This is a genomic window from uncultured Desulfovibrio sp., assembly GCF_944327235.1.
Classification (GTDB): Bacteria; Desulfobacterota; Desulfovibrionia; order Desulfovibrionales; family Desulfovibrionaceae; genus Desulfovibrio.
This window is the reverse complement of record NZ_CALVHE010000084.1, coordinates 1-10,900: the sequence shown is the minus strand read 5'-3', so window position 1 is coordinate 10,900 and position 10,900 is coordinate 1. Positions and strand designations below refer to the sequence as shown.

The 10,900-nt window shown below is 62.4% G+C and carries 10 protein-coding genes; 1 reads left to right on the top strand and 9 read right to left on the bottom strand.

All coding sequences use genetic code 11. From position 1 onward, the window contains the following. From Q0K00_RS09985 to Q0K00_RS09965, 5 genes are all read right to left on the bottom strand, one after another. Nucleotides 1–1,621, bottom strand: a 1,621-nt coding sequence (locus Q0K00_RS09985) for a hypothetical protein (RefSeq protein WP_297229126.1), incomplete at its 3' end; no start/stop codon positions are given. A gap of 844 nt (nucleotides 1,622–2,465) precedes the next feature. Continuing rightward, entirely contained in the window at nucleotides 2,466–2,789 is a 324-nt protein-coding gene (locus Q0K00_RS09980; protein WP_297229124.1) for a hypothetical protein, read from the bottom strand. A 14-nt stretch (nucleotides 2,790–2,803) separates the two neighbouring features. After that, nucleotides 2,804–3,409, bottom strand: a complete 606-nt coding sequence (locus tag Q0K00_RS09975) for a hypothetical protein (RefSeq protein WP_297229122.1) — start codon at nucleotides 3,407–3,409, stop codon at nucleotides 2,804–2,806. A gap of 111 nt (nucleotides 3,410–3,520) precedes the next feature. Next, nucleotides 3,521–5,173 (bottom strand): glycosyltransferase family 9 protein, encoded by a 1,653-nt coding sequence (locus tag Q0K00_RS09970; protein WP_297229103.1) that lies wholly within the window; start codon nucleotides 5,171–5,173, stop codon nucleotides 3,521–3,523. Nucleotides 5,174–5,308: 135 nt separating this feature from the next. Further along, a complete protein-coding gene (locus Q0K00_RS09965) occupies nucleotides 5,309–6,571 on the bottom strand; it encodes a hypothetical protein (RefSeq protein ID WP_297229101.1) in 1,263 nt (420 codons plus the stop codon). A 222-nt stretch (nucleotides 6,572–6,793) separates the two neighbouring features. Here Q0K00_RS09965 and Q0K00_RS09960 point away from each other — a divergent pair, with 222 nt between their 5' ends. Next, entirely contained in the window at nucleotides 6,794–7,150 is a 357-nt protein-coding gene (locus Q0K00_RS09960; RefSeq protein WP_297229099.1) for a hypothetical protein, read from the top strand. A gap of 184 nt (nucleotides 7,151–7,334) precedes the next feature. Here Q0K00_RS09960 and traT read toward each other — a convergent pair whose 3' ends face one another. From traT to Q0K00_RS09940, 4 genes are all read right to left on the bottom strand, one after another. Next, nucleotides 7,335–8,003 (bottom strand): complement resistance protein TraT, encoded by a 669-nt coding sequence (gene traT / locus Q0K00_RS09955; protein WP_297229097.1) that lies wholly within the window; start codon nucleotides 8,001–8,003, stop codon nucleotides 7,335–7,337. 34 nt (nucleotides 8,004–8,037) lie between these two features. After that, nucleotides 8,038–8,691, bottom strand: coding sequence for a hypothetical protein (locus Q0K00_RS09950; protein ID WP_297229095.1), 654 nt, complete (start codon nucleotides 8,689–8,691; stop codon nucleotides 8,038–8,040). A 113-nt stretch (nucleotides 8,692–8,804) separates the two neighbouring features. Further along, on the bottom strand, nucleotides 8,805–9,524 hold the full coding sequence (locus tag Q0K00_RS09945; RefSeq protein ID WP_297229093.1) for a hypothetical protein: 720 nt from the start codon (nucleotides 9,522–9,524) through the stop codon (nucleotides 8,805–8,807). A gap of 586 nt (nucleotides 9,525–10,110) precedes the next feature. Next, nucleotides 10,111–10,728 (bottom strand): hypothetical protein, encoded by a 618-nt coding sequence (locus Q0K00_RS09940; protein ID WP_297229092.1) that lies wholly within the window; start codon nucleotides 10,726–10,728, stop codon nucleotides 10,111–10,113. Between the last annotated feature and the right edge of the window lie 172 nt (nucleotides 10,729–10,900).

The window sequence follows — 10,900 nt, the reverse complement described above, 5'->3', positions numbered from 1 at the left end:
CGGCATCCAGAGTGCCGCCTGTGGCGAGCGTGCCGGTCTCGCTGTCGTATTGCCCAAGCCGCAGCTCCGCATCCGCGACCGCGGCGGCGTTGAGTCGCAGTCCGCCGCTGGCGGCACTGAGCGCGGAACCGTTTTCGCCTCTGAGGAGGATTTGCCCGGAAGTCAGGACAAGGTCCGGCGTATCCAGCGTCAGCGAATTCACATCGACTTGTCCATCAGAGGCCATCTCCATCGTGCTGCCGCTCAACGTCAGCGAGGCGACTTCCAGCTTGCCGCCGCTATAGATCGCAAGTCGGGGAGCGGTGGACGTCATATCCAGAGTGCTGCGGAACAGATCGGCGTCGAGCCGGGCGGATTCGCCCAGATCAAGTACGCCGTTGGTGCTGGCTGTAACGACCGATCCCTCATTCTGCAGCAGGGAAACAAGCTGGTTGTCGCTCAGGATGATCTTTGCGATGCGATTCTCCCCCGGCAGCCCCATGTCGACCCCAAGGGCGGATATGACGGAGTTGTTGATGATGCCGTTCCCGGCATCTGTGAGATCCAGTACGCCGCTGACGCTGATGTAACCATTGTTGACGATCTGGCCGCCCTGCATCCGGTAAGTCGTGTTCCTGGTGATCTCAAGCACGCCCATGTCCAGGACGCTCGTGCCTTCCGCCAGCGTGATGGTCCCGCCCGTCTGGGTCAGGGCATTGGCGCTTATGCCGGCCATGTTCTCATACCCTATGAACAGCCTTCCCTTGACGTCAAACGAGGCATTGTCGGCAATGCGCATATTGCCGCCGCCCAGCCTGCCGCTTTTGCCTTGAAGTACGGTGATCGCGGCGTTGCCTCCGATGCTCAGGGCCGATGTCGAGGTATCCAAACCTGCCGCCACGAGCACCGCTGAAGGCGAATTGTTCGGGTTGCCCGACAGGGTGATGGCGGCATCTCCCGCCACGGTAAGCATTTGCTGGCTGGAGATCGTGCTGTCGCCGTTTACGGATATTTCGCCTCCGGTCAGCGTGATGTCTCCCGAGGGAGTGAGCTGTCCGCCTTTCAAGGAGTTGCCCCCCTCAAGAGTCAACTTGCCTCCGGTCATATCGAACGTAACACCGGTCAGAGCTGTGTTGCCGTTGATGCCGGTGACGGTGATCTCTCCGCCTGCCAGAGAGAACGAATCCGCTGCCAGGCTGCTCCCCTCGGCCAGGTTGACCGTACCGTCCTGCATGGAGAACGTGTCCGCTGCCAGGGAACTCCCATTGCCGAGATCCAGCGTGCCGCTCTGCATGAGGACGGTCAATCCCGTTCCTGTCGCGCCTGTATTGCGGAGCGCGAAGCCCGCTTCTATGGTGAGGGAACCGCCATTGAAGGTAAGACTGCTGGTGGTGATATTGTCCGTGGTCTCATCAGAGAGGGGATCGAAAAGCGCATCCACCGTCAGGGATGTCCCGCTGTCGATGGTGACGCTCGGATCCGTCCACGGGGGCGTTGCCTTGATGGCCCAAGTGCCGGTGGCTGGCCCCATGACCAGCAAGCCCGCGACGGCAAGCGTGCCGAAGGTGTTCCGTAAATGGCAATTACGCAGGATCGTCCGGTAGCGTTTGATGATCCTGCCGATGGCCTTACCTCTGTTCATCCGTGATCTCCCCTGAGACTTTCGCCCTGAGCGAAAGCCCTCTCCCGTTACAGGGTGACGCCCGCTGTTCTGGAGGAACGTCTGTTCTTCCTGAAAAACGCGAATACACGACAGTGGTGAAGTGTCGTCAGCGGGATGCGCTGATGCTTCCCCATGCCATTATGCAAACATGTCGGGCTACAATAAAATACGGCAAGGTATTCTTTCTCCCAAACATGACAGGAGCAGGGCAATAAGTCAATGAGGTCTACGGATATGGGGAAAAGGCAACAGCTTGTTACAATGGCCTGTGTTGAGCGGAGGATGCGCCTTCTGGTCTGCTGGCCTTCGTGGTCCGCTGGACGGTATCCCTGCCGCAAGCGGCGGGAGATGCATGGCATTTAGCGCGTTTTTCCTTTGAAAAAGGCAAAGCGCGAGACGGCGGCATAGCGTCGCCCGGCCCGGATCCAGCGGAAAAAGCGCGTTTTTTAGCGAAACGACAGGCCAGATGGTTTGAAACGCAACATGTTTCAAATTGAAAATGCTCCAGCGGATAACGAGGCATGTGGAGGAGAATTGCGACCGTGTGTCGGGCCTGGCGGAAAAAAGGAGTCGGCCGGTCCGTCGGGGGCGGGCCACCCCGCGCAAGTCGGCAGGGAGAGGCGAAAAACGGGGGAAACGCCGTCAAGGCATTTCCCCCGTCGTGTTGCGGCAGAGCGTTTTGCCATTGAGAAAGGCAAAACTCCAAGCGGCGGCGCCGCCCGGCCCAAACCCAGCGGAAAAGAGTATTTTCCGCGAAATGACAGGCCGTGTGATTTGAAACGCCAAGCGTTTCAAACCGAAAGTGCTGCGGGAACGTCAGATCTTACTGAAGGCTGAGCGCGATGGTACGCTGATAGCCGGACAGGCGCTTTTTCTGACGACGCGATCCCTGAAGGGCCGACAGGATGCTGCTGTGCGCCGCACGTGCCAGCTCGCTCAGTTCCTTTTGCAGATCGGCAATGCGCAGCAGGCGGTCGAGGTAGTCGGGACGATCGCCCTCACCGAGGATTTCCCATGCCTGCTGCGTCAGCGCCTGACGCTTCTCGGAAAGTTCCACGGCAAGGTCATAGTTTTTGCCGCGCAGGGCTTCACGTTCCAGCCGTCCCAGCTGAAAGGCCTGATCCAGCAATTCCAGAGACTGCGACATGTTTTCCTCGTAGGCTAGGCGTTCTGTTCCTGCATGGCCTTGTGGACGTTCTGGCTGGTGGTGCGCCATTCGATGCACAGGGGGGCAAATTCGTATTCCAGGAGGTCGGCCAGCAGGATCCAGTCCTCGCTTTCAAAGACTTCGGTCATTTCCGAGAGCAGGTCGGTAAATTTTTCCTGCCGGATGCTGAAATCGGTGCCCTTGCTTCCCTTGAGGTAGTGGGTACGCAGCAGGGCAAGCATGTTCAGGAAGTCGCGGTTGACGTCCAGCAGATCCTGCAGCAGTTCAAGCGCATCGGTATTGGAGGCTTCGCGGAAAAGGCGGGCGATCTCGTGCGCGGCCTTTTCCATCATGAGAGTGACCTTTTCCATTTCGCCGGCAATGGCCAGCGCCATTTCCGAGGCCTCGATGGAGCGCACTTCCACGGAAGTAATGGAGGCGGTGGAGATATCTTCGGCCTGATGCGGATAGATTTCGGAAAACTGCTCGTTGTTCACCAGAACATCGGTGACCACACGATTTTCCATGCCTTCACCTTCCATGACATCCACGAGGATCTCCTCGAGATTGGCAAAGTTGGAAATCTCCTTGCCGCTTTTACGGCCGTCCACAATGATCATAAAACCTCCTCGCAACAGCGAACAGTGGGAGTACCCGTCGGAAGGCGGGGACACGTCGGCAAATTTTTCCCGGAAAGGGTCTAAAAACGATAAAGCAAAAAATGTACCTTATCAAGAGGTCAGAAGCGCGTCCAGCTCTTGGAGGCGGCAGGAAAAGGTCCTGGCCAGCCGGGCCAGCGCATCCAGCTTGTCGCCTCGAGCTTGTCGTGCCTCGTGCCAGAAGTAGCCGAGAGAGGTCAGCTCGTCCCGGCTTTCCAGCAGGCGCTGGACATGGTCGCAGGCGCGCAGGAGGAGCTGCCCCATGCGGGGATGCCCGGCAGCGGCCAGACGACACTGATCCGGCAGGGCCGCCAGGAAGTGTCCCGCTTCGCGCAGCACGGGCAGCAGGGCGTGGGTCGTGCCGGAGGCTCCGGCGGCTTCCAGAAAGTCCGGCGGCAGGGCGGAGATGCCGGAGGGGACCGGCACGCCGTCCAAGTCGTCGAGGAGGGCTTGCCAGAAACGACGTTGCAGGCGCAGCCAGAGGCTGCGGTCCTCGTATTCGTGGCCGCTCAGGCAGACAAGATCGGCAAAACCGCTGCCGTCGTCCCGCGCGGTCAGCCAGACGCGCGCCTCCTGCCGCAGCGCGTTGTCCACGCCGGTATCCCAGCGGCCGGACTCCAGCCAGCCCAGCGCCAGACGCAGGACGGTGCGCGGCGAGATGTGCATACGGCAACGCCCGTCATGGGGACAGACATGCTGGAAGCCGCAGGGATGGCAGGGCAGGGCGGGCTCAAGGCAGCAGCAGCCTTCCAGATAGGGGCCGGTATCCCAGGCCTGGGCCGTGGCCAGAAAGATGGCCAGCGAAGGGATGCCCAGCCCGGCGGCGAGGTGCATGGTGCCGGTATCGTTGGTCACCAGCAGGCGCAGGCGCGCCACGAGCCCGGCCAGTACGGGAAGGCTTGTGGCGCCCACGGCATCGAGGAACGGACCGCGCGCGTGCTGACCGTAAGCGCGCGCCAGGGGTCTCTCGGCCGATGTCCCCAGCAGCACGGGACATAGCCGCGCCGTCTGCCAGAGGCCGTCGCCCACCTGTGCAAAAAAATGTTGCGGCCATTGCCGGGCGGGATGGCTGGCACCGAGCTGCAGGCCGACGAAACCGCGGCAGCCTTCCGGCGCGCCCGCAAGCAGCGCCGCGGCCTGCGCGCTTGCCGTATCCGAAGGCGGCAGCAGGCGTCCGCCGCGGACGCCCTCCCCGTCGTCGGCAGGGTGGCCGAGGGCGTGTATCGCGGGCCGTGCGGCCATGCGGAACATGTCCTGCATATTGAAGGGAGCGTTGCAGCGCTTGAGCGTGCTCCCGCAGAGATAGGCGGCCCAGTTGCCCTGACAGAAGCCGAACCCCTCCCGATCCATCGCGAAGCCGGTGACGGCCTCCGGAGACGGCGCAAGCAGAGAGGCCAGCAGGCGGGCAGGCAGGGTCGCCGTCAGGTTGACGATGTGCCGCGGCGCGGCCTCCCGGCGCAGACGGTCCACGAAGTCCAGCAGCAGGGCCGGAGCGTCGTGCCAGCTGCCGCCGGGGCCGTTGCCGTCCAGCCGCCGGAGGAACTCCCCGCCCGGCAGGGGCCAGGCTTCGGCAAGGGAGCGCAGCAGCGGCAGGGCGGCGGCGAAATTCTCCAGACAGATCAGTCCGGCCCGCAGACCGGCGCGGCGGCAGTCCTCAAACAGCGCCTGGCTTTGCAGCAGGTCACCGAAACGGGTGAGGTTCAGGAAAAGGATATCTACGCTCATGCGGGAGGGGACGGCGGGTTGACGGATGGAAGGACAGTCCGCGGCGACCGACGGCCTGCCGGGGGTGCGTCTGTCTGGTACAGCGAAGGAGGGGAGGCGTCAGCTCCCCTCCCTCGTCATGATCGGGAAAGGCTGCTAGGCGGTCCGGGAGCCGTTCCCGTCCAGCATGTTCAGGGCGATAGCCTCTTCTTCCTTGAACCGGCTTTGCACCGAGGCCCGTATGCCTGCGGAATGTCCGCCGAACTGGCCGGAGCGGATGTCGTAGACATGGGAGATGAGGCTGCGCTCGTATTTCTTGCCGCTGCCGCTGGTGGCGGCGTCCGCCTGTTCAAAGATGCGTACGGCGCCGCGCGGACCGTGCTGTACGGCCGTGCTCCAGATGACTTCCCGCATGATGGGCGAGAGCTCATCCATGTTCAGGCGGGTGCGCTCGGTGATGCCTGCCACGGCGGGGTCATAGTGGCTTTCGCGGATGAAGGATTCCTGCAGGCTGCCGAAGCGCTCCGGCTGTTCGGCGGCGATGGCGCGCCACTCGTCCGGCATGGCGCCCTGTCGGCTGCCGGTATTGGCCGGACCGGAGCTGCGCAGACGGCGGGCGATGTCCGGCGCTTCCGAGTCGAGGAAGGACAAGAAGGCGTCCATGCTGCCGACACGGGACGCGATCTGGTATTTGCCGTAGGAGGTGCCGCCCTTGCTGTCATAGCCGATGGCGGAGATGCCCGCCTTGCCGGATTCAAAGCGGGCGGACAGGGAGCCGATCTCTTCCGTGCCGTATCCGCTCTCGCGGCCATGACGCTTGCGCACGGTCCGCCGTCTCCCGCGAGTCGACGCGGCGTCCGAAGGATTGTGCGTACGGACGTAGTCGTCGCTGCTCAGTTGGCGGATGACGTTCTGATCCCGCATGGAAAGGCTGAGGCCGGGCAGCTGGCGGGCGATATTGAAATTCTGGGCGCTGGCGAGCGGCGAGTCTCCGCCGTTGCTCAGCGTTTGCATGAGACCTTCCAGCGCCTGCGTCTGCTTGATGTCCATCGAGGCGTCGGAAAAGAGCTGCCCCTGCATGACTTCACTGGGGCTGCGACCGGCCAGCGCCGAGCGGTGGAAGATGTCCACTCCTCGCCCGTGCAGGGGGATGCCCGGCAAGTCGGCACGCGCCGCGACCGACTCCTTGGCGGGAGAGGCCGGGTCCTTCGCGGCCGTCGCGGCGGCATCCTTTTGCGGCGAGGTCTTTTCCGAGCCGGAACCGGCGGCAGCGGACTGCGCCTTATCGGGAGCGCCTTCCGTCTCCTTGTGGAGCATGGCGGCAAAGGTGTCGGCTTCGGCGGACTTGCGGCCCTGCGTCAGGGAGAGGCTGCTCTGCTTCTCCATAGGGGGCCGGATATGCGGCAAAGAATTGGTCATGTTCTCCCTCCCGAAAAATAGCCGCGCCGCTTCCTGTAAAAAGATGACACGGCGCGAGAGAGATTGCAAAAAACGTGCTTTTAGTATTTTTACAATTGATTACAGTATGTTGTAGTGTGTCGTTGACTGTTTTTCGGCAGTGTGGCAGGGGGAGGGGAGAACGTTCGTCAAGATGCCGACATGCCTTGCCGAAACGGCGGCGGTCCGGCGAAAGGAGGAGGGATGGACTTCGGCGTATTCAGACAGCGGATAGAAGGGAGCATTGCCGTGGGAGATGTGCTGCCCAACCCCGGCGGCGGCACATCAACGATTACCAAGATCGAGGACAAGGGAGTCCGCTACCGCCGGGGAAAGTGCGGCCTCCTGCTGCAATGGGACATCTTTTATCGGGCCTACCGGCAATTTTGCGGCGGGTTCGTGGACACGGGGGACCTAAAGAAATTTGACAACTCTTTTGACTCAAAGAAGCAAAAGGGGCACAATTGCAACTGTACCTTTGCCTTCATGCTGCTGGAGCGGGCCGGGCTGGCGGACGGCATCGTCAAGCGGGGGCGGCGTTTCGGTACGCATTTCCTTTAGGGCGGACACTATTTGCTGTTTTTGGGGGGGAGGGTACCCCTCGCTCTGCCGTTGATGTCCGTAAGGCTCCTGCGTCGCCTAACGGGTACGGTCTGCGGCCGCCTTACGGCAAAAAAACAGGTTTCCCCGGCGGGACGGCTGCCGGGGAAACCTGTTTCATCTAAGGGAAGTGGGGCCTGCCGGATCATTTTTGGGCGGCAGGTTTTTTCCCGTCCTTTGGGGCAGGCTCCTGCGCAGCGTGCGGGTCTTCCGTTCCCGCGGCATGATGCAGGATGGGGGTACATATCTCCGCCGCCAGCTTGCCGCCCACGTCAGGCGGCAGGTTCCTGGTAGTATCCAGCTCCTTGCGGGCCTGCAGGCCGAGCCGCATCTGACTGCTGGCCACGGCCTGCCGGTTGGAGATGCTTTGCAGGGCCTGCTTCTTGCCGGCGCGCGGGACGCGGCGCAGCACCAGCAGGGCATCGGTCACGAGCGCGGTGTTCCCCTTGCCCGACAGAGCGACGGGTGCGCCGTAACCGGCGTCCACGCTTTTCTTGAGGTTGTCCGTAGAGGAGGTCGCGCAGGCCAGGACGGAGATCTGGAGGATGTAGCCCGCCTGGCTGGGGTTGCCGGTCAACTTGATGCCGTGCGTCTGCAGGCGGTGCTCGATCTCGCCGTGCAGGTTCCCTACCAGCGTCGTGCTGTCCCGTACGCTGACATAGGCCACGTCAGCGATATCCGTTCCGGCTTCATCCAGTTTGCCGTTGCGGTAGACATCCAGAGGGCCGGCCTGTCGGGACTGCTTCACGCAGGCGCTGGAGAACAGCAGACAGGCAAACAGCAGCAATACGAGGGGGTTCCGTATCTGTTTCATCAGCAATATCCGTTTTGTGCGGCGCATTCCGCCGTCAGGGGTGGGGCGGAACCGCCAGCGTCTCGCTGATGCGTTGCGCGAGCCTTTTCCGCAGAAGATCCATGGCCATGCTTCGGTCGAGCATGGGAGTGCTTTCGCTGACGGAGACATGCCGCGATCTTACCGTCAGGCCATTGCGTTCGATGCCGACGGAGGCATGGATGACCCACGCGAACTTGGGGAGGAATTCCGCCACCATGCACAGCACCCCCAAGCTTCCCCCCAGCAGATTGCAGAAAGCGATGGAGACCGCTCCACGGGGAGAGTGGGAGCGGAAGATGCTGAGCAGAGCATGGATCAGGTCAGCGATCCTGTTGCATTCCTCCGCGACGCGCATGGGGAGGAAGAGCCATCCTCGCGAGAGACCGAAATAGAACGTGCGCGTCAGCTTTTCCTCTTTCACGCGGAGGACGACGGTCTCCTGCCCGGGAGCTTCCGCGACGTGCAGCAAGCCTCTTGTGCACAGGGCATCCTCAAGATCGACCTTGAAGGTCTCATCCAGATCGTCGCCCGATACATCCAGAAGGAAGATGTCCTCACGCGCTACGGGCGTCGGGAAGATGGCCCTCTTGTTCAGCCAGAGGATGTTCCGGCAGAGGAGGCAAACGAGCCATGCCGCCGCAAGCCAAAGAAAAAAGGTGAGGCCCATCGAGCAGTCCTGTCAGGGTTTCCTTGCTGCTATACCTGAAGCGGGCATCGCCTGTCCACCGTCTCCCCGCGCACGGGAAAGGGCCACGTTACGGAAAGCGGGCAGGGGCGCTCCTACGAGGCCGGAGCCGGCTCGGTCTCCATCGCCTCGCAGATGCGTTCCGCAAGCTTTTCGTAGAGGACGGGCAACGCCTCTTCCCGAAAGATCTTGCCGGAGTTGACGATGAGGATCTTCTGTTCCTCCGGCGCTTCGCCGCGTCCGATGCTCACACCGGCCCGCAGGCTCACGGTGGACTGGGGGAAAAAGTCCCCCACCATGAGGATGGTCCCAAGAGGGATGGCCGCCGCAACGGCGAATACCCCCTTGAGGGGGGAGTCGAGGATGCTGTCGTTGAGGCCGCTGCTGCTGCGGCTTTCGCCGCCGGACAGGCTGCCGCTGCCGAAATCGCCCTTGAGGTTCGGAAGATCCAGTTCCATGAACCCCTTTGCCACATCATAATGGCGCAGCAGCGTATGGCCGGAAAGAGGGGGGCAGTCCACGGTGAAAAGCTCCTCTTCCTTCACGCGGATCACCACGGTATCCGGACGGCAGCTGACCAGTCCCGGCAAGTCATTGTCGCGCAATTCCTGATCAAGGATGGAGCGGAATCCTTCCTCTTCAAGATGCACGCCCCTGAACTCCAGGCAAAAGCGCTCTTCCTCTTTCACGGTCAGCGGCGTCACTTCCCCCTCGTCCAGTCGCCCGGCGCAGCCCGTGCAGCACAGGCTCCCCGCCAGTAGCAGGCAGGCCGTCCGTTTCCCGATGGATCTGATGCGGGCGAGGCGGGGGATCACGGGCTCTCCGATGTCGGCGGCATGGCGGTCGGTCTCAGCGCGGCGCGAGCGCAGCGGCCGCCTTGTGGGGCTGGAATCCCGTCCGATGGCATCGGGCAGCGCTCGGCATTGCCGTCTCTTCCCGAGACATCAAGAGGGAAGGCGCCGATCGTGTCCGCTTCCACAGGCGTGGAGCCAGCCTTGTCCGGTGGTCCGGCCGCGTATCCCGTGAGGCAAAGACGGAAGGTCGTTGTGGGACAGGCCGGGAGCGGGAGACGATATGTTCTTGCATATGGCTGTCCGCCACGGAACACGCACGAGCGGATACGTTGCGACGGCGCACGTGCGGCATCATTCCTCGTGGGCTTCGGCCGTGCCGCCTCACGCGCTACGGGCGTCGGGAAGATGGCTCTCTTGTTCAGCCAGAGGATGTTCCGGCAGAGGAGGCAAACGAGCCACGCCGCCGCAAGCCAAAGGAAAAAGGTGAGGCCCATCGAGCAGTCCTGTCAGGGTTTCCTTGCCGCTATACCTGAAGCGGGCATCGTCTGTCCACCGTCTCCCCGTGCACGGGAAAGGGCCACGTTGCGGAAAGCGGGCGGGGGCGCTCCTACGAGGCCGAAGTCGGCTCGATCTCCAGCGCCTCGCAGATGCGTTCCGCGAGTTTTTTGTAGAGGATGTTCAACGGATCTTCCTGGAACGGACTGCCGGAATTGATGATGATGCTCTTCTGTTCCTCCGGCGTTTCGCCGCGTCCGATGCTCACATTGGCCCGCAGGCTCACGGAGGAGCGGGGAAAAAAATCCCCCACCATGAGGATGGTCCCAAGGGGGATGGCTATCGCAACGGCGTATGCCGCCTTGAGAGGGGTTTCGAGGGCGCTGCCTTCGAGGCCACCGCCGCCGCCACTGCTGCGGCTTCCGCCGCCGGACAGGCTGCCGCTGCCGAAACCGCCCCTGAGATCCGGAAGATCCAGTTCCATGAACCACTTTGCCAACTCATAATGGCGCAGCAGCGTATTACCGGAAAGGGGGATACTGTCCACGTTGACAAGCTCCTCTGTCTTCACGCGGATCACCACGGTATCCGGACGGCAGCTGACCAGTCCCGACAAGTCATTGTCGCGCAATTCCTGATCAAGGATGGAGCGGAATTTTTCCTTGTCAAGATGGCCTCCCCTGACCTCCAGGCAAAAGCGCTCTTCCTCTTTCACGGTCAGCGGCGTCACTTCTCCCTCGTCCAGCCGTCCGGCGCAGCCCGTGCAGCACAGGCTCCCCGCCAGCAGCAGGCAGGCCGTCCGTTTCCCGATGGATCTGATGCGGGCTAGGTGTAGAGTGTCAATACGTTGTTCACCCTCTGCTCAGACATGAAGCTGGAGGTTTTCTGCCAAGAGCCGAATG